This window comes from Barnesiella sp. CU968 (assembly GCF_905219685.1).
Classification (GTDB): Bacteria; Bacteroidota; Bacteroidia; order Bacteroidales; family Muribaculaceae; genus Lepagella; species Lepagella muris_A.
This window is the reverse complement of the sequence record NZ_CAJMXD010000017.1, coordinates 1-18,483: the sequence shown is the minus strand read 5'-3', so window position 1 is coordinate 18,483 and position 18,483 is coordinate 1. Positions and strand designations below refer to the sequence as shown.

Genomic DNA, 18,483 nt, shown 5'->3' with positions numbered 1-18,483 from the left:
CCACATTGCGACTGCCGAAACTTGGCTGAAAGCACCAAAAAGACACTTTATGATGACTTAAAGAATTTCAAGAAACGCATTTAGCTTTAATTCGTGTTAAAAGTAAACACACTCTAAGAGTGTGTTTGAATTTAAATAGATTTTAATGTTCGACATGATTAAGCAACAGCTTGAGTGTGGCAAAATCAATCATCTCCTCAGCGGACTCATTGGTGATTTCATAGTTTCGTGTAAGCCTGCGGAATCCGTCCAGCCAGGCAAATGTGNGTTCCACCACCCACCGAAGCGGTTTTGGCGTGAATCCGTTTGTTCCGTTGGGAGTGGAACAGACCTCGATGTCGATATTGAAATCTAGCTTTATATTCTCAATAAGCTCTCCGCGTTATCCACGGTCAACAAGTCCTTTCCTGACCGAAGGCCATGCATCAGAAACCTGTTCACACACCGGAGATGCGAGTCGGGAATCATGTATTCCGGCACTACTGACATATCTGCCGAGAATGAATCCGTTGCGGTCAACAGCAATATTGCGTTTTATACCTTTTACCTTTTTATTGGCATCGAACCCGTTGCCGCTCTGACGGTTGCCCCACTTGACACTTTGGGCGTCAAGCGCCATGACCGAAGGTGTGGCGGACTGTTTACGTTTGCGGCGTATCTTGATGACGAGTTTTTCTATGCAGTGGCTCAGATAGCCGTCTGTCCTCCATTTGTGGAAGTACCAATAGACCGTCTGCCATTTTGGAAGATCGTGAGGAAGCATGCGCCACTGGCATCCGCTGACCAAAAGATACAGAACTGCCTCGAATATGGAGCGCAAGGAATATTTGCGGTGTCTGCAATCATTTTCAAAGAATACTTTGTTTATATAAGACCATTGACCCTCGGTCAGATGTGTCTGATAGAAGCTGATTTTATGCATATTAATCGATTTTCTTCTACAAACACTCTGATTGAGGGTTNGTTCTGCCACTTAATGTTTAATTTGGTTTAAATTCAAACACTCTCTAAGAAACCATCCTGACTTCTATGTCTCAAAACCAAAGATTGTATAATGAAAGCTGGAAGAAAGAAACAGGTTCTCACAGAGAAAGAGAGTGTGATAATGAACATGCTCTGGGACAACGGTCCGATGTTTATAAGGGAAATGCTTGAACTGTNTCCCGAACCTCGGCCTCACTTCAACACTGTCTCGACTTTTGTACGCATACTTGAGGGCAAAGGTTATATAAGCCATGAAGTGGTAGGCAATTCACACCGTTTCTATGCAACGGTCGGGAAAGAGGATCTTCGTGAACGCAGCATAGCCGATGTCATCAGGAATTATTTCAACAATTCATACAAAACCGCAGTCTCTGCACTTGTTGAAGACGAAAAACTGTCGGTCGATGACCTGAAGGATATAATCCGTTATATTGAAAACAAAAACAAATGACGCGTATGGGAGAACTAATGTCTTTCACACTGACTTCGGGAATAATACTCCTTTCAATGTATCTCCCTTACCGCCTTCTGCTTGCCGGGGAGAAACAGCACAGGCTCAACAGGGTCATATTGCTTGCGATATATATGGCGGCGATAGTCATACCCCTTGTCAGACCCGTGGCATTGCCGGGCATCTCCGGCATCGAGGCAGGAGCAGCTACCGCCGAAACGGGAATCGCAATCGGAAAACTCTCGGGAGGATTGACGGAACATAGCGGCACGGCATGGATGAGGGTCTTGCTGTGGATATATATCGCCGGTGCCGCCGTAGCTCTCGTCTGGCTCGTATGGGCATACGCCAGACTCTCGGTCATAATATGGAAGGGTAAGAAAATAAAGATGGAGGGCTACACTCTTGTGGTTACGGGCAACAAAAATTTCTCTCCTTTCAGCTGGCGGGGATATGTTGTGGTTGAGAAAATTTCGGATGCCACCGAATACCCTGCGATAATGATACATGAGATGCGCCACCTCTCCGCATGCCATGACATGGATCTGATGCTCGCCCAGCTGTATGCGGTTCTTGTATGGTACAACCCGGCTTCATGGCTGATGATAGATGAGCTGAAGACTGTTCATGAATATGAAGCAGATGAAGCCGTGATTGACTCCGGACTCAACCTTAGGGATTATCAAATGCTATTAATAAAAAAGGCTGTTGGCGCGAGATTGCCGTCACTTGCCAACAGCCTGAATCACAGTAAACTTCAAAAAAGAATAACTATGATGTATCAATCAAAATCAAGAACGGCGGGTAAACTCGGGAGCCTCGTGCTTGTTCCCGCTCTCGCCATCGGCATCGCCGTAGTGTCAATCCCCGCAGTGGCATCGGTCATATCCGGTGCATCCGAAACCACATTGCTGGATTCCGACAGCAAAGTTAGCAAAATTTCCGCAAATACGGAATCACTTGCGGAAATGCGGGCAATCGCCCCTGCCTCCGACAACAAGGCGTTCACAGCTGTGGAGAAACTTGCCGAATTTCCCGGAGGGATCGAGGCAATGATGAAATGGCTGCAGTATAATGTCAAATATCCGAAAGAGGCTGAGAAAGCAGGCGAACAGGGAAAAGCTGTCGTCAAGTTCACAGTGAATAAAGACGGCAGTATCTCCAACGCCACAATCATAAAGTCTGTGTCGCCATCTATCGACAAGGAGGCTCTGCGCGTCGTGACATCCATGCCTAAATGGAAACCAGCTGAAAACGGCGGTAAGAAAGTGGCTTGCTGGTACGCGCTGCCTGTCTCATTCCGCCTGGCTCCGGACAAGGAGACAACTAAGAAGTAGCAATCCGGCGCATTTGTTATTTAGAGATAATCCATAAGCCCCATGCCGACTCTTGCAGTCAGCATGGGGCTATGATTATGCTTCACATTTGAGAGAGTTGCCGATATGACATTACAACGAGCGCAGAATCAGGGCGGAATAGGGAGCAAGCTCGATACGCCCGCCGTTAAAACGGTCTTCCGCATCCTGCCCGGTGAATTTACCGTCTTTCGCCACTATCACCCATTTCCCTTTTTTCACATTGACGACACGCGATGAAGACGCACCGTTGAAAACCACCTTTATCTCTTTCCACTCGTCTCCGTTGGCATTATCCTTCAGTGAATAGGAAATAAGATTGGGTTCGCGGGAAGAGTCAATCTCGTCGAATACAAGATGACGCGCGATATCCTCAGCGGAAGTCATCCGGAAAGCGGGGTGTTCTTTGCGAAGTCTTGCAAGATCACGGTAATAATCGAAAAGATCGCGGTATCTCGCCTTGTTGCTCCAGTCTATCGCGTTTATGGAATCGGGGCTTTTGTAGGAATTATGTACCCCTTTCTTGTCTCTGAACACCTCCTCGCCGGCGAACATGAACGGAGTGCCCTGAGATGTGAAGACTATGGTCTGAGCCAGTTTGGCGGCATTCAGCATATTTTCCTCACTCTCCCCCGCCATGGATTTTTTCAGTTTGTCGGTAAGGCAAAGGTCATCATGACAGGACACATAATTCACTATCATCTCCGGAGATTCCGCATATGGGAACTTGGAATTGTTACCTTTTGAATAATCCACCTGCGGATGGGCTGTAGCGGCAACGATGCCGATCTTCACGGTCTCCTCAAGACCCGGTTTGCCTGTGGCGAAACCACGGTCGGAAGCATCGGTATAATGCCCTTTCACAGCATCCCGCATGTCATCAGAGAAGACTGCAATATCTTTCATTGCCGACACATTCTCTTTCAGGGCACGACGTTCTGCCGCAAGGGGCGAGTCTCCTGCCGTCCACCCTTCGCCATACACGAATATCGAGGGATTGATTTTTTTAAGTTCCGCAGCTACGGCGTTCATCGTCTCAGTGTCATGTATAGCCATGAGGTCGAAACGGAAACCGTCGATATGGTATTCCTTTGCCCAGAATTTCACCGAGTTTATGATATAGTCACGCATCTGACGGCGGTCGGAAGCGGTCTCGTTGCCGCAGCCCGACGCATCTGAATATCTGCCGTCATCCCAATGGCGGTGGTAATATCCGGGTGCCGTCAGTTCGAAGTTGGAACCGTCGTTCTCCGCCGTGTGGTTATAGACCACATCCATAATGACACCGATGCCGGCATCGTGCAGAGCCTTCACCATCTCCTTCATCTCGCGGATTCTTGCAGCCGGATTCGAAGGATTTGTCGAATAAGAACCTTCGGGTGCGTTATAGTTCTGCGGGTCATACCCCCAGTTGTAGGTATTGTTCTGAAGATTGGTCTCGTCAACGGAATTGTAGTCGTACGACGGAAGGATATGAACGTGCGTCACGCCAAGTTCCTTAAGATGGTCAATACCGGTCTTCTCTCCTTCAGGCGAAGTCGTGCCTTTTTCTGTAAGAGCAAGAAATTTCCCCTTGTTCGCTATCCCCGACGAAGGATGCATCGACATGTCGCGATGATGCATCTCGTAAACAATCACATCGGAAAAATTCCTCACCTCGGGACCTTTGTCCTGATGCCAGCCCGCAGGTGATGTGGTAGAAAAATCAATGATGGCTGCGCGCTTACCGTTGACCCCTACTGCCTTTGCCCACACTCCCGGAGTCTCGGAAAGCCACTTGCCGCCGTGCTTCACCTTGAATGTATAGAATTTACCGTATAGTTTCTCCGGCACAGAAGCTGTCCAGGTTCCTGTTGACACATCCTGCTTCATTGGTAATGTCTTGTAAGGCACGCCGGTACGCCCGTTGTCATAAAGATTCACTACGACATCCTGCGCCTTCGGACTCCAGAGGCGAAAACGTGTGCCCGACGAATCGACCGTCAGCTCCAGGTCATCGCCTGAATAGACAGGATAGTTCTCAAAACGCGAGTCATAACGGCTCTGCGCCGAGACAAACCCGCAGGTCAGGTTGCCCGCCGGGAAAATCATGCTCGCGGCAACTGTCATGGAAATCAGATTTTTTGAAGATCTTTTCATGTAATCGTTTTATTTGTTAAGCTGTTGCAAATATAAGAATTTTCCATCAAAATAAAAAGTTCGTGCAATTACTGCAAAAGAAGCGCGTGCCGGGTAAAATTTCAATCCGGCTGATTTAACATTCATTAGCACTACACTGCAAAACCATGGCATCAAGGCAAGATAATTTTGCATCATAATAAACAAATAAACTCAACTTCAAAACTAAATGACTATGACTGCCACTACTTGTTCTTCAACTGCAACGGGGATGCGTGGCATCCGCCGTTCATTCGATCCCTACCTCCGCCCTGCATCACCCGCGTCAAAGGGCGACAGACCGATCTGCTACGGCGACCGTCTCTTCGCACGTCTCGTAATGCACGGGCGCACGGTCGTTGAGTTTATGGTCAATTCCATCAACGATCTTTCAGAATTATGGGGAGAACTGCGCCGACACTGCCGCGGTATCAGCGGTCTGGCAAAACTATATCTGCGCAACGCCTCCAGAGGATGGAGCATGGAAAAACCGCTCATGCTGTATCCCGCCTGAACATAAACCGACAACAATAAAAATAAAATGCCGCACGGATTCGCGCGGCATTTTATTTTTTACAGTTTCTTCCTTATGTATCTTTCTCAACCGATATATTCTTCGGCGACTGATTCCACGGCATCCTCGTCAACCTCCCATTTTCCGGGGTCCGCAGGACTCATTTTTATAAAGTCCATCACATCATAATAGTCGGCATCTTCGACTTCGTCAGCGCCATCGGTTATGCTGACCTCCTTGCTTTGCGGATCTATGCGCAGACGCGCATTGTCATCATAAGCCTCTTCATCGGCGATATAATCCTCCACCGCATTGCGCAGGAGATTCTCTAATTCCTCGTGTGTCATGATCTGAGAAATCAGTCTCTGTTACCGCCCAAAATACGGAGCAGGAACAGGAAGAGGTTGATGAAATCGAGATAAAGATTCATGGCACCCATTGTGGCAAGCTTGTCGGCAAGCGCCGGCTCAAGATTGGCGGCAGCCATGCGTCTTACCTGCTGCGTGTCCCACGCTGTAAGAACGGTGAAGATCAATACTCCGGCAATAGAGATAATCCATTCCAAGGTGGAGTTCGCCCAGAAGATGTTGACCACACAGGCTATTATAAGACCGAAAAGCGCCATCATCAGATAGGAGCCCATCTTGGAGAGATCGGTCTTGGTGAAATAGCCGTAGACTGACATCGCGCCAAACGTGCCGGCGGTGATGAAAAGAGTGTAGACAATCGTGCCGAGACGATAAACGAGGAAGATCGGAGCCAGCCAGCATCCCATCAGTGCTGAAAAGAGCACGAAGAGACCAAGCACCGCGCCCGATGACATTCTCTCCATTCGCGAAGGAATCACCCATGCCATGACAAACATGGCGATAAGCATACCCCAGAACACAAGACGGTTGCCGAAGAAGAAAGTAAGCGCCGCCGGTGAGCTTGCCACGCCAAGGGCGCAGAAGGCAGAAACCAGCAGACCTATGAACATACGCACATAAACGCGTTTCATCACCGCGTTTGTCTGAGCCACAACCTCCTGACCGCTATAAAAAGGGGGAGGCGTCATTCTTGAACTATTATATTCCATATCAATTTACAACTTAATTTGTTTGTAATTATTAATTTTATTTGATTTGACCTGTATGAATAGGCAAGAGGCTACATGCGCTCCGGCATCTCTATGCCGAGAAGAGACATCGCGCTCTTCAGCGTTCTGCCCACTGTCATCGACAGTAGAAGGCGGAGGTTGCGTTTCTGCTCGTTTTCCTCGCGCAGAATGGAATAGTCATGATAGAACTGATTGTATTCCTTTGCAAGGTCGTAAGCATAGTTGGCTATCAGAGCGGGGGAATAATTGCGTCCTGCCTCAGCCACAACCGACGGGAAGTCAGCCACTTTCTGAATCAAAACGGATTCCTTCGCATTTGGTTCGCTCTGCGGGGTGACAGCGGGGTCAAAACCTTCAGCCTTTCTTATTACAGAACGGATACGTGCATACGTATATTGGATAAACGGTCCGGTATTTCCATTGAAATCAATTGATTCCTTAGGATTGAAAAGCATGTTCTTTCTCGGATCCACTTTCAGAAGGAAATATTTCAACGCACCGAGACCCACCATGCGTGAAATCTCCGCACTCTCCTCCGCAGGCATCTCCGCGAACCGTTCGGCGCCCATCTCCGCAGCCGAGGCAACCATCGTGTCTATAAGGTCATCGGCATCCACCACCGTACCCTCGCGGCTTTTCATCTTGCCTTCAGGCAGCTCCACCATACCGTAGGAGAAATGAGTCAGGTCCTTGCCCCATTTAAAGCCGAGTTTGTCGAGAAGAAGCGACAAAACCTGAAAATGATAGTTCTGCTCGTTTCCTACGACATAAATCATCTTGTCAATCGGGAAGTCCTGATAACGCAGTTTGGCGGTGCCTATATCCTGAGTCATATACACGGAAGTGCCGTCGGCACGCAGCAACAGCTTGTGGTCAAGACCGTCTCCCGTAAGGTCAGCCCATACAGAACCGTCGTCCTTGCGATACATGATACCCTTCTCAATGCCGCCGAGAATCAGATCCTTCCCTTCAAGATAAGTGTCGGATTCATAATATATCTTGTCGAAATCCACACCCAGTCTGCGATAAGTCTCATCGAAACCGGCATAAACCCAACCGTTCATCATCTTCCACAGACCGCGCACCTCCTCATCGCCTGCCTCCCATTTGCGGAGCATCTCGCGAGCCTCTGCCATAAGGGCGGATTTCTTCTCAGCCTCCTCCTCGGAGATATTCTCGCGCTCCATGATCTCCTTGAGTTCAGCCTTGTAGTGCTTGTCGAAAGCCACATAGAAATCACCAATCAGATGATCTCCCTTCTTTCCGGCGGATTCCGGAGTTGCATTCTCGCCCCACTTCTTCCAGGCGAGCATGGATTTGCAGATATGTATTCCACGGTCGTTGACAATGTTGGTTTTGACAACCTTATGACCGTTTGCCTTTAGAATCTGCGACAACGAATAACCGAGAAGGTTGTTGCGCACGTGGCCCAGATGCAACGGTTTATTAGTATTTGGCGAAGAATACTCCACCATCACAAGATCTGAAGAATCGTCCGCCTTGCGGATCCCGAAATCGGGATCTGCAGCAATTTCATGAAGCAATCCGAGCCAGAAAGCGGGACTGACAGTTATGTTGAGGAATCCTTTCACAACATTGAATCTCTCCACCGCATCGATATTCTTCCCGATCCACTCCCCTATCTCTGTCGCAGTAGCATCGGGAGCCTTTCTTGAAATCTTCAGCAACGGAAACACCACTACCGTCAGATCACCTTCAAACTCTTTCTTAGTAGCCGAAGGAGCGACAAGCTTCGGCTCAACATCAGCGCCGTAAAGCTCTTTGACAGCTTTCACAACGCCTTCCGCTATGATATTCTCTATTGTCATCAGTCAGTTAAATTAATCACTCTTTAAAACCGATTCCGGGAAGCCGCACAAATCCGATTCTCATAAAATCTTATATAGAATCCGGCAATCAGATTTAAACAGTTTCCCAAACAGTTTCTTAAACTGCAAAAATACAAAAAATCGGTATGATATACAAATAAAGCCTGCTCCCTCCGAGGGAACAGGCTGAAAATCTTACCGTATACGGTTTTATTTTGCGAGTTCTGCGGCGGGTTTGAATTTAACGACCTTGCGCGCGGGGATCTGGATTTTTTCCTTAGTTTGCGGATTGATACCCGTACGAGCCTCTTTCTCCACAACAGAGAATGTGCCGAAGCCGATGAGCTGAACCTTATCATCATTTGCAAGAGCCTGCTCGATTGATTCGAGTGTAGCTTCGAGGGCAGCCTTTGCTGCTACTTTATTCAACTGGGCCTTAGCCGCGATCTCGTTTACTAAATCTGTCTTGTTCATACTGAATTTTGATATTTAATTGAAAATTTCTTTTGATATAGGGTGTATAGGGTTGTAATAGATTCTATTCCGCCCACAAATATAAGCAATTAAAGCAAAACATCAAACTTGTTACGGATATTTTTCAAAAAAAATCATAAAATCCCCCTCAAATACCCTGTCACCGCCCCTTCACCCGCATATCAGCAATGGGAAATGCGTCATTGCTAAAATAGAAAAGAGGACTCTCAAAACGAGAATCCTCAGTTCAGTACCCAGAGCCGGGGTCGAACCGGCACGGATTGCTCCACTGGTGTTTGAGACCAGCGCGTCTACCGATTCCGCCATCTGGGCATCGTTGCGGGTGCAAAGTTAATAATTTTTTTGCTTCCCGCAAATAGCATTGACATTTTTTATTCAAATCTGATGCGAGATTTGCGCAGAACTTTCCATGCGCCGTTCTCAAACATCGCTGTGCCGGCATTCTCAGTGATGATACTTCCCGCTCCTGCGGTGTCCTCGATATCTATAGCAGTGCATCCCCCCGAAAGATATTCCACAGGGTTGTTCAACGCCATATCGGCAACCTCTGGCATGTCGAGCACATGGAATGTGCCTACAAGTCCGTCTCTTGTCTCAAGCTTATAGATGGTATGACCCGGATTGGGACGGCGATCCGCCCTCACAAAGAGCCCTCTGCCGTTAACACGCCCGAGATAAAGTTCTGTCACTGCATTTCTTGTCGCATTCTGACGCACAGGCGCGGTTTTGGGTTCCGAAGCAACTCGGCTCTCCTCTTGCCCCCCTTTCAATTGGGCAATCTCCTCTTTGAGCGATTTTATATCGGACCGCAACCTTTTGTTTTCCGCCTGCGATTCCTCAAATGCCGCCTTATACTCCTCCATGGCTGCCTTTACAGAGGTATATTGTTTGCGCAGATCTGCGTTTTCCCTTGCCTGCGAAGCATTCCCAGAGTCTCCGGCACCGCTACGTTCCAATGGTTCTGACTGCTTTTTCATCATGTTGGCAGCGAACACCACAAGCCATACAACCACTCCGATCAGCACCACGAGCACAAGAACATAAATCCATGTGCCGCTGTCTTCTTTCTTATATTGACGGTCTTCCGTGTCACGGGCAATTGCGTCCTGGTCGGCGAGTATGTCTTCCTGTTTCTCCTGAATCTGCTCCGCCACAGAGGGAGCCGCCGGTTCCTCGGCTTTTGGCGCCGCCTCGGCGGGAGAGGGCTCGGCATCCGGCTTGACCTCCTGCGACATAGAAGACGCCGTCTTAACCTCCTCTTTAACCGCTTCTTTTGCAGCAGGCGCGGGAGCGGCGACCGTCATGGCATTTATGCGCTGTTTCACACGCGAACGCGCCACCTTGCCTTTCTCGGCAAGATTGGGTGATGTAAAGAAAGTCACACCCCAGAACTCCACGAGTTTAGCCTTGTCCCATGAAGCATAGTCGGAAGGAACTTTCACTGATTTAAAAGCCTTGATATTCTCTTTCTCTTTGGCTTTTAGCTTTGATTCAAGCTGCGACATTGTCGTTGCCTTGAAATCGTCAAGATATCCGGAACCGTCGTTGGCATATCTCAGATAAGCCTGGGCTGTTATGGTTCTCGCCTCCTCCATCTCCTTGTCTGTTACGGCAAACAGGGGAATAGCGAATACCGCCAGAACTACAGAAGCAATTATTCTCTTTATCATATTCAATTGTTGTTTTATACTTAAGCAGGTTTTTATAATCGTGGTGTCTGCCGTTTCAACAGTCCGTCACAGTTTCTTACGCAGTCGCGCCACCGGAATGCCCTGACGGTCACGGTATTTTGCCACCGTTCGCCGGGACACATCATAGCCACGCGCCGTCATCTCTTCCATTATCTTCTGGTCAGACAGCGGATGACGCTTGTCTTCCGCCTCCACCATCGCCGCGATCTCCGCCTCAACTTTGCGGTTTGTCGCTGCATTGCCGTCTTCCGCAGTCTCCCCGATGGAGTCACTGAAGAAAAAACGCAAGGGGAATATACCCCAGGGGGTCGCCACGAATTTATTGGTTGTGGCACGCGAGATTACCGACAGGTCGAGACCCGTAAGTTCCGACACATTCTTGATCATCATCGGGCGCAGTCTATATACATCTTCCGTGAGGAAATACTCCTTCTGAATCTTGACGATAGCCGACATCACCGCCATCATGGTCTGTTGCCGCTGAGTGAGCACCCGTATGAAATCGCGAGCATCATTATAGCGGCTCACAATAAACTCTGATCCTTTTTTGGGTCTTCCTTTGGCGGTACGTTCAAGATTCGCCATAGCCTGGTCGAAACTCTGTTCTATCTGCAACTCGGGAATACGGTTGTTGAGCGTGATTGTCAGTTCTCCGTCTTCATTGTTCACTATGAAATCCGGAATAATGACATTCGCCTCCTCCGCAGGGTCGGAACCGAGTGCGTTCCCCGGCTTCGGATTCAACGACAATATGAGTGCGAGTGCCGCGTCTACCCTCTCTGCCGGAAGATGAAGCTGTGATATGATGCGATGTTTGTGTTTCATGATAAACGCGTCGTATGCTTCACGGATTATCAGCAACGCATCATCACGCGTTTCACCGGAAGGAAGCGTTTTCAGCTGAAGTTCAAGGCAGTCTCTGAGTCCGAAGGCTCCGATGCCAGCCGGTTCAAGAGAACGCACGGCATCAAGAGCCTCCCGGGCTTCTGTGTCATTGACATCTATGCCCGGACCGAAAGCCATGTCATCTACAAGATTCGACAGCGAACGGCTGAGATATCCGTTTGAATCAAGATTGCCTACTATATATCTTGCGGCGAGTTCAACCTTCGGAGAAAGACGCCTTTCGGAAAGCTGGGCATAAAGATGGTCATAAAGCGATTCCGACTCATCGGCAGGTGTGAACACCGGTCTGTCATCATCATTGTTTCCGGCAAAAAAAAGGGGATAGCGACCGGTATCCTCCTCATGGGTCTCCTCTTTGACACCCAGAGCCGGATTGTCCTCAAGCTCGCGCTCGACCGCCTCGTCGAGTTCGGGCGCATTGAGTTCCAACAGCTTGACAAAGCGAAGCTGCTGTTGCGAAAGACGCATCCCGATGCGCTGCTCCATTTTCAGACTCTGTGCCATAGACGTGCTAAAAAAAACGGAACCGCAATTGGCACGGTTCCGATTTTGTACAGAAAGTGGGACTCGAACCCACACAGCCGGTAAAGGCCAAAGGATTTTAAGTCCTTCGTGTCTACCATTCCACCATTTCTGCATCCTCTTTCCGGTCTCGTCCGGAGTTCAACTGCAAAATTAGTTTCTTTTCGTGAAATTTCCAAATAACTTTCCAACCAATTTCCCGATTAGCCATTAACTTCCAATGAATCAAACAATCCTGCGAGCCTAATTGTTGATTATTTTAAACATGCACCCGCGAAACAGCTCGCTTGGCAAATTATTTTTCTGCATGTGCATGACTGTGTTGAATTATTTCTAAAAATTTCTAAAATCATTCATATGGAAGCAACATTCAAAGGAAATCCTGTCAGACTTTCAGGAGAACTGCCCGCAAAAGGCACCAAAGCACCTGCATTCACGCTTACAGGTCAAAATCTCAATGACATCTCACTCGAAGATTTACGCGGAAAACGCGTTGTGCTGAATATCTTCCCCAGTCTCGACACTGACGTATGCGCGGCATCTGTGCGACGTTTCAACAAAGAGGCTTCGGAACTTGACAACACAGTTGTGCTCTGCGTCTCCGAAGACCTACCCTTTGCCGCAGCAAGATTCTGCACCGTCAACGGCATTGAAAACGTATCTACCGCCTCTGGATTCCGTTCCGGCTTCGGCAAAGATTACGGAGTTGTCATCGAAGAGGGTCCTCTGCGCGGACTTTACACACGCGCTTTGGTAGTAATAGACGAAAACGGCGACATCGCCGGAACCTCTCTTTGCAAGGAAATCACGGAAGAACCCGACTATGAATTTGCAATAAGCCTGCTGAAACAAGCTTAGAACATACGCTGGGAATTGAGCGGCGGCAATAAAAACTTGTTTAAAAATAAAAGTTAATTTGCTCGCCATACAATCACCTGATAAATATCGCGTTAATATAAATGAGTCCGAAACCTCAGAGCTGTTGGAAAAAAATTTATCAGCAGGTTTCGGACTCATAAATTTAACCGATAAGCGCGATGAAAGCCACTTCAGCCAAGAGAGCCGCAATGGTCCTGTTTTCCACTATTATTTTTTACTGTGCCGCCTGGGCAGAAATAACCTCCCCCTTCGAAGCCATACGTTCACACCGGCAATGGATAACCATCAACACTCCCGACCCATCCGGTCTTGATGATGAAGAACTGATGCTCAGGGCAATGGATATTATAGATATACGCCTTCAGGAACCGGAGACAGAAAGGATTCTTATGGCTGCCGCGCGTAAAGTACCGGAAGTCAAGGATTATGTCAACTGGACTGCGACCCTTGACTGTGACACCCTCTTTCACCGAAAACGGGAAGCTCTGCTCGGCATGGCGAAATATCTTGATTCGCAGAAACCGGGGTGTTATGCCTCGAGGAAAATCAAATCCGAATGGCTCAATATAGAAAGCATGTTCCGCAATGTGCTCGCAGAATATGACTCTCTTATCCATGAACAGGAAAAAATATGCGGCATTTCGACTGACAGCAGAGAGAAAGCATTGCACCTGTCTCTGAAAATAGCACGCTTTGACGCACGCAGCACTCTCGAACAAACCGACAACCCTCTGTATTATCCGGAATTGTGGCGACTCGAAGACGAAGTGCTGGCAATGTATCCGGCAAACTCCACAGATTCTTCTGCATATCGCATGCAGCTTTACACTCAGCTCGCCATGCTGAAAAATCTCCCTCAGGATGACCTTAAAGTAAGACTGATGCTGCCGGACAGAAAGAATCCATATGACAACGGCACTCTTTATGAATATACAGGCGCCTTCAAAGATTATGCCTGCAACAGCGGCTTCTACCTTGACAAGGCTTTTGAGATCAGCAAAAAGATACACGGTCCATACCATCCGGCAACCGCCGCCTGCGCATATTTCCGCGCAGACTTCAATATCAACAACATCACGATCGATTCCGAGACAGTAGACAACATCCGCAACCTGAATGATTTCATGTCGATGTATTATCCGCGTCGTTCGAACGAAGGCAAACTGTGCCGTCTGCTGAAAGCTACGGCTGATTTCCAGTTTTCCGGAAATCCGAGACTTGGCTCTGACCGTGACGAGATATTGGAAATCTCACGGCTGAGTTACGGCGAATCAAGCCCCTATTACCTCAGCACCCTCACACGGCTGACAAGCCTGGCGGTTGCTTCCGAACCTGACTACAAGCCGTTTGTTGACTTCTTCGAATCCGAATGCAGACGGATATTCCCGGATGCGTTGCCGCAGACATTGTGGCAGATCTACAACTGCTCGGTCATCGGACACAGGGATCCCGAGAACTGCATGACAAAGATGAACCGTCTCAAAGACACCTATCTCCGTCATCATGACGGCAGCGCACTTTCCATAAAGGTCGGTGAAGAGCTGGCAGGATTCTTCAGTAACATGGCTTACAATTTCGAGGCGGCAAAAGAGGTACACAATACATTGGCGGATGATACGGAAAAACTGTTCGGAAAACACTCAGCCATGCATTTCATAGCACTCAGAAACCTTTTTAACGTCTCCACGACCGGAGTCGAAAAGCTGGATACTGAACACATGTCTGCCATTATACGCACTGCGGAAAGCAAGAATTTTCCGGCAAAGGAGATTGTTCTCAACACACTGAGAAACACCCTCGCCGATTATCTGTGGACTGCCGGAAATTATGAAAAAGCACAGACCGTCTATAAAAAAATACACTCCGGTCAACCTGCGGCAGACTGTCTGCGCGAACGTGTACGCGACGCCATATGCCGCATACTCTCCGGGAAAGAGAAAAACTCTCTTGAAGATCTTGCGGCTGCCACACGAAAGGAGATTGACTCGGCAACCCACACCTGGCTGTCACCCGGAATCTTATCAGAGCTTGCCCGATATTACGACCTTACGGGCGAACCGGAAACCGCAGTCGGCTTTCTTGAGAAAGCCATCGAGGCGCACAACTATCAGACTAACTATTCTCTTGACGATGAATATTTCGACATATCCGGAGAATTGGCGGCATTGTATGAAGCCACCAACAACAGAACGGCAGCCGCACGCCTCATAGCATCCGACAGGGAATGCATCGGTAACGCACACAATCTAATGCCGACATATTCCCTTGTAAACCATCTCCTCGGCGGCTACTACAGGGCACTCTCACGTCTGGACCACAATGCTGCCTTCTTCTACCTCGGCGCGGCAATAAATGCCATTCAGCAGATCGGTGTCACATCAGGCGGTTCCGACGACATGCAGTTCTCTCTGGGAATTTCCGGTTTTCAAGCCATAACAACACTGTTCGTCACCATTGACAGGCAACTTAAAGAGGCTGCAGAATATCTTGACAGTGATGACTTCAAAGCTTATAATGTAGACATAGACCTGCTTCTCGGGCAGTTCACGCAATGGATTCCCGCAATTAAGGAAAACATGACCCGGCTTGAACGAGATTTCCCGACATATGATCCCGAATACAGGACGAATCCCCGCTACCACACACTGCTCGCTTCTTTTGGCGCATTTTACCAGGCTTGTGAACATGACTATGCGAAATCAGAAGAATATCTGCTGAAATGTCTCGACCTTGTGGCGACTCCGGTTGACCGCAAGAATATACTGTTTAACCTTGCCGGACTTATGGAACTGGCAAAAGACTCCGTAAAGAACGACCATTACCTTGACCTGGCATACGAGACAGTAGAAAAGGATCCCGACAGGATGAGCGACACTGACCGTATCGGCGCACTGGCATACAGATTCAACAGAAGTCTCAAAGCCGATGACATAAAGACTGCCACGGACTACGCACGCAGGATATACGCGGAGAACCGGCGCATCCTCGACAGTAATTTCCAGCTCATGTCTTCAGCCGAACAGGAGAGAGTGTTCAACACATTCGGTGACCCTGCATGGGCGCTAACGACTCTGCTTGACAAAGACCCGCAGAATCTTTCTGCCGAGGCTTACGACGCGGTTGTATACCGCACCGGCATGCAGCTCCGCTCCCAGCAGGAAACCCGACGCATCATAAATGAAAGCAAGAATCCGGACATAAGGCTTGTAGCAGATTCCATAGCCACACTCAGAGCATTGCACAAACAAATCAACATCACTCCCGACCAATGGCTGACTCAGGAGGGAAGCAAAGGCTACAACGAAGCCTCACGGCTCGCCTTCAACATAGAAAGACTCGAGATGGAGTTGCTCGATCTTACCTCAGGAGAGAGGAAAGCGCTTAACCGGGATATTACATGGCAATCGGTAAGCGCGGCTCTGAAACCATCTGACGCTGCGGTGGAGTTCGTTATCTCCGGCTCCTACATCATGGCTCTCGTGGTCAGAAACGGTTCCGAAAAGCCGGTTCCGGTGAAATTATGCCCGTTAAAACAGTTTTCCGCCGCTCTTGAATCAGTCAATGCAAAAAACTCGGCGACAATGGCGAGACGCCTGTATCGCAAAGAATCGGCAGTTGATCTGTACAGACTTTTATGGCAGCCGCTCGAAACAGCCATCGCAAACGCTGAAACGATATATTTCAATGCGCCGGGAATATTGCATTCCATCGCTTTCAACGCAATCGAGACACCTGATGGAGGATACCTTATGGATCGTTACAATCTCAGACAGCTGACAACGACCGCTCAGGTAACTCTGCTTACGGGGGAGGAAACCGCTCCTGAGTCGGCGGCGCTTATGGGAGATGTCATCTTCGACCCCTCGCAGGTTGCATCGGCAGGCATCATGCCCGAAGCCACCGGCGAACGAGCCGTTGAAGATGATTATTCCCTTAACGATTTCGACAGCCGCGGAATAGCCCGCCAGTATTTCCGTTACCTGCCGTTCACCGCCACTGAACTCAAGGAAATATCGCAGACATTCGGAAACAGCGGGGCATACTCCGCTGTGCGTGAGAATGCATCAGAGAAGAGACTTCGCGAGATGTGCGCGAAATCGCCGGATGTCCTTCATCTTGCCACACACGGTTTTTTCATATCATCGGAAACGGATGCGATGCGCGTGCCTTTCATGAGACGCTATTCCTCGCAGATAGGTTCTCCCATGCAACGCTCGGGAGTCGCGCTTGCCAATGCCGAGGCAACATGGAAAGGAAGCGCCACACCACCGGAAGACAGCGACGGCATACTCACAGCCGCGGAAGTTGCCACCCTTGACCTCAGAAAAACACGGCTTGTGACACTCTCTGCCTGTGAGACCGCTCTCGGAGCATACAACTTTGAGGGAATACACGGCCTTACACGCGGTTTCAAACAGGCAGGCGCCAAATCTCTGCTTGTAAGTCTATGGAGCGTGAACGACAAATCGACAGCCTTATTCATGGCGGCTTTCTACCGCAACTGGCTCCGTGGCGGCGATCGCCATGCTGCGTACCGGCAGGCTGTTGACGAAGTGAGAGAGCAATATCCCTCCCCATTCTACTGGGCGCCTTTCATCATGCTTGACTGACAAACCGGAGTGTGTGCCCATCGCATGAACAAAGCCGGGATTCTTTCAGCACATCTTCCAGCTCGGGCGGAATACGGTAAAGTTTCAGCACACGGCTTCGCGGGTAGATATTGAAAGCCGGATTCCGGCTGTATCGCCATTCGAAACTTGCCACATTGCCGGCGGCGCAAAGTTGCCGGTGTATGTCGAAAATCCGCGAACGGGCACATAACGTGACGAACCGCTCTCCGCCAGACATCCGTATCAGACATATATAATGGTCTCTCACTGCCCGGTCGGAAGCATTTTCCTCTGCCGATGAACGGTGGGAGACAGTGACTCGCCGTCCGTGACGGCTGTTGACGGCATCCATCATTGTCCGGAATATCTTGCCGTGAGCCGAAGTATCCCGCAGACGGTTGACATGAATGTAAAGATGAATCATTTCATGGATAATCGTATCTTCTATAACCTCTTGCGGCAGGTCAAGACGGTTGCTTATCCATATTGAGAAATCAGTATACCGCCAGCCGCGTCCGTTGCGGATTCTGCGGAACTTCAGACAACCCAAAGCCCGACGGGAAGAACTCACATGCAACTCCACTTCCGGAAGAGTGCCGGCAAAGCACTCCCGGTTGAATTGCCGATAACTGTCGGTTATGAATTTCAGACTCGCACGCATGCCGATATCCTGATTATTGATTTGACTTACTTACAATAAACGTTTTTATTCATGAACAAGTATATGGTTTTTCGCCAAAACTGCGTTTCATTTAAAGATACGCATGTATCAGCTTAATCATACGCAAATACGGGTCTCCCGTTACAGGCGGGAAACCGTTTCTGTTTTGCGAAAAGATGCCCACTATAAACCTAATTATAATTATAATTAAAATGAAGAAAGTTTTATCTCTCGCGCTTCTCGCGCTCGTTTTCATTCTCCCCTCATGCGGTTCCTCTCAGGGCAACGCAGAGTATGTAAACCAGAAAATCGCAAAAGGGGAACAACTCT

General features: G+C 48.9%; 14 protein-coding genes and 2 tRNA genes. 5 read left to right on the top strand and 11 right to left on the bottom strand.

Annotated elements, in window-relative coordinates; translation table 11 throughout:
* Window positions 1-382 precede the first annotated feature (382 nt).
* On the bottom strand, window positions 383-922 hold the full coding sequence (locus tag JX312_RS01595; RefSeq protein WP_204456748.1) for an IS5 family transposase: 540 nt from the start codon (window positions 920-922) through the stop codon (window positions 383-385).
* A 132-nt stretch (window positions 923-1,054) separates the two neighbouring features.
* Here JX312_RS01595 and JX312_RS01590 point away from each other — a divergent pair, with 132 nt between their 5' ends.
* Window positions 1,055-1,435 carry a BlaI/MecI/CopY family transcriptional regulator gene (locus JX312_RS01590; RefSeq protein WP_204456747.1) on the top strand — a complete coding sequence of 127 codons (381 nt, stop codon included), beginning with the start codon at window positions 1,055-1,057 and terminating at the stop codon, window positions 1,433-1,435.
* A gap of 5 nt (window positions 1,436-1,440) precedes the next feature.
* Window positions 1,441-2,772, top strand: coding sequence for a TonB family protein (locus tag JX312_RS01585; protein ID WP_204456745.1), 1,332 nt, complete (start codon window positions 1,441-1,443; stop codon window positions 2,770-2,772).
* 111 nt (window positions 2,773-2,883) lie between these two features.
* On the opposite strand, the gene pulA is transcribed toward JX312_RS01585, so the two are convergent.
* The gene (gene pulA / locus JX312_RS01580; RefSeq protein ID WP_204456743.1) at window positions 2,884-4,929 is read right to left on the bottom strand and encodes a type I pullulanase; all 2,046 of its coding nucleotides are present in this window, start codon (window positions 4,927-4,929) and stop codon (window positions 2,884-2,886) included.
* Window positions 4,930-5,143: 214 nt separating this feature from the next.
* On the opposite strand from pulA, the gene JX312_RS01575 reads away from it, so the two are divergent.
* On the top strand, window positions 5,144-5,461 hold the full coding sequence (locus JX312_RS01575; protein WP_204456741.1) for a hypothetical protein: 318 nt from the start codon (window positions 5,144-5,146) through the stop codon (window positions 5,459-5,461).
* Between the two features lie 86 nt (window positions 5,462-5,547).
* On the opposite strand, the gene JX312_RS01570 is transcribed toward JX312_RS01575, so the two are convergent.
* The 8 genes from JX312_RS01570 to JX312_RS01535 all read right to left on the bottom strand — a co-directional run bounded on the left by JX312_RS01570 (window position 5,548) and on the right by JX312_RS01535 (window position 12,118).
* Window positions 5,548-5,808 (bottom strand): hypothetical protein, encoded by a 261-nt coding sequence (locus tag JX312_RS01570; protein ID WP_204456739.1) that lies wholly within the window; start codon window positions 5,806-5,808, stop codon window positions 5,548-5,550.
* Between the two features lie 11 nt (window positions 5,809-5,819).
* On the bottom strand, window positions 5,820-6,539 hold the full coding sequence (locus JX312_RS01565) for a Bax inhibitor-1/YccA family protein (RefSeq protein WP_239653767.1): 720 nt from the start codon (window positions 6,537-6,539) through the stop codon (window positions 5,820-5,822).
* 71 nt (window positions 6,540-6,610) lie between these two features.
* Window positions 6,611-8,389 (bottom strand): arginine--tRNA ligase, encoded by a 1,779-nt coding sequence (gene argS / locus JX312_RS01560; protein WP_204456737.1) that lies wholly within the window; start codon window positions 8,387-8,389, stop codon window positions 6,611-6,613.
* A 210-nt stretch (window positions 8,390-8,599) separates the two neighbouring features.
* On the bottom strand, window positions 8,600-8,863 hold the full coding sequence (locus JX312_RS01555; RefSeq protein ID WP_123407025.1) for an HU family DNA-binding protein: 264 nt from the start codon (window positions 8,861-8,863) through the stop codon (window positions 8,600-8,602).
* Between the two features lie 251 nt (window positions 8,864-9,114).
* Window positions 9,115-9,196 (bottom strand) — tRNA-Leu (locus JX312_RS01550).
* 59 nt (window positions 9,197-9,255) lie between these two features.
* The gene (locus JX312_RS01545; RefSeq protein WP_204456735.1) at window positions 9,256-10,554 is read right to left on the bottom strand and encodes a hypothetical protein; all 1,299 of its coding nucleotides are present in this window, start codon (window positions 10,552-10,554) and stop codon (window positions 9,256-9,258) included.
* Between the two features lie 66 nt (window positions 10,555-10,620).
* Window positions 10,621-11,985 carry an RNA polymerase factor sigma-54 gene (rpoN, locus tag JX312_RS01540; RefSeq protein ID WP_204456733.1) on the bottom strand — a complete coding sequence of 455 codons (1,365 nt, stop codon included), beginning with the start codon at window positions 11,983-11,985 and terminating at the stop codon, window positions 10,621-10,623.
* Between the two features lie 48 nt (window positions 11,986-12,033).
* Window positions 12,034-12,118, bottom strand: a tRNA-Leu gene (locus tag JX312_RS01535).
* Window positions 12,119-12,360: 242 nt separating this feature from the next.
* Between JX312_RS01535 and tpx the strand changes: the two genes are divergently transcribed.
* The gene (gene tpx, locus JX312_RS01530) at window positions 12,361-12,861 is read left to right on the top strand and encodes a thiol peroxidase (RefSeq protein ID WP_204456731.1); all 501 of its coding nucleotides are present in this window, start codon (window positions 12,361-12,363) and stop codon (window positions 12,859-12,861) included.
* Between the two features lie 179 nt (window positions 12,862-13,040).
* Window positions 13,041-17,492 (top strand): CHAT domain-containing protein, encoded by a 4,452-nt coding sequence (locus JX312_RS01525; protein WP_204456729.1) that lies wholly within the window; start codon window positions 13,041-13,043, stop codon window positions 17,490-17,492.
* Here the strand turns inward: JX312_RS01525 and JX312_RS01520 are convergent.
* The gene (locus tag JX312_RS01520; RefSeq protein WP_204456727.1) at window positions 17,479-18,153 is read right to left on the bottom strand and encodes a SprT-like domain-containing protein; all 675 of its coding nucleotides are present in this window, start codon (window positions 18,151-18,153) and stop codon (window positions 17,479-17,481) included. The genes JX312_RS01525 and JX312_RS01520 overlap by 14 nt on opposite strands.
* Window positions 18,154-18,483 lie beyond the last annotated feature (330 nt).

Coding starts and splice junctions, on each gene's coding strand:
- JX312_RS01525 (WP_204456729.1), top strand. CDS start 13,041: ATGAAAGCCACTTCAGCCAAGAGAGCCGCAATGGTCCTGTTTTCCACT.
- JX312_RS01565 (WP_239653767.1), bottom strand. CDS start 6,539: ATGGAATATAATAGTTCAAGAATGACGCCTCCCCCTTTTTATAGCGGT.
- JX312_RS01520 (WP_204456727.1), bottom strand. CDS start 18,153: ATGCGTGCGAGTCTGAAATTCATAACCGACAGTTATCGGCAATTCAAC.
- JX312_RS01575 (WP_204456741.1), top strand. CDS start 5,144: ATGACTGCCACTACTTGTTCTTCAACTGCAACGGGGATGCGTGGCATC.
- argS (WP_204456737.1), bottom strand. CDS start 8,389: ATGACAATAGAGAATATCATAGCGGAAGGCGTTGTGAAAGCTGTCAAA.
- pulA (WP_204456743.1), bottom strand. CDS start 4,929: ATGAAAAGATCTTCAAAAAATCTGATTTCCATGACAGTTGCCGCGAGC.
- JX312_RS01570 (WP_204456739.1), bottom strand. CDS start 5,808: ATGACACACGAGGAATTAGAGAATCTCCTGCGCAATGCGGTGGAGGAT.
- JX312_RS01555 (WP_123407025.1), bottom strand. CDS start 8,863: ATGAACAAGACAGATTTAGTAAACGAGATCGCGGCTAAGGCCCAGTTG.
- JX312_RS01595 (WP_204456748.1), bottom strand. CDS start 922: ATGCATAAAATCAGCTTCTATCAGACACATCTGACCGAGGGTCAATGG.
- JX312_RS01585 (WP_204456745.1), top strand. CDS start 1,441: ATGGGAGAACTAATGTCTTTCACACTGACTTCGGGAATAATACTCCTT.
- tpx (WP_204456731.1), top strand. CDS start 12,361: ATGGAAGCAACATTCAAAGGAAATCCTGTCAGACTTTCAGGAGAACTG.
- rpoN (WP_204456733.1), bottom strand. CDS start 11,985: ATGGCACAGAGTCTGAAAATGGAGCAGCGCATCGGGATGCGTCTTTCG.
- JX312_RS01545 (WP_204456735.1), bottom strand. CDS start 10,554: ATGATAAAGAGAATAATTGCTTCTGTAGTTCTGGCGGTATTCGCTATT.